Below are 267 nucleotides of genomic sequence, written 5' to 3'. Positions count from 1 at the left end.
ACTGCCATCAGCATGTTCCACAACGCGGCTACGGGTTGCTTTAACGATGCCGGGCCCCAGGCCGTGACTTTATCGAGAAGTTTTTTGGTGACGGAGAGGAGTTCATCAAAAACACTTAACAGGTCGAAGACGTCCAGGCTGTCGATCACGCCGCGTAATTTTTCCTCGAGGAAACGGTAAGGATTATAAATTTTCAGATACTTCAGCGCGCTGCGCGTGGCGGGCATATTCAGAAAGTCGTTCAGTAACCCGATGGCGCCTTCAAGC

At 51.3% G+C, this 267-nt stretch carries 1 pseudogene; it reads right to left on the bottom strand.

Annotation, left to right across the window (positions count from 1 at the left end):
* A pseudogene (locus DXU84_RS25075) lies at nt 1-267 on the bottom strand (hypothetical protein); the annotation flags it as partial.

This window comes from Rahnella sp. RcJ3 (assembly GCF_009498575.1).
Taxonomy (GTDB): Bacteria; Pseudomonadota; Gammaproteobacteria; order Enterobacterales; family Enterobacteriaceae; genus Rahnella; species Rahnella aceris.
The sequence above is the reverse complement of the archived record's forward strand: the minus strand, read 5'-3'. Positions and strand labels throughout refer to the sequence as shown.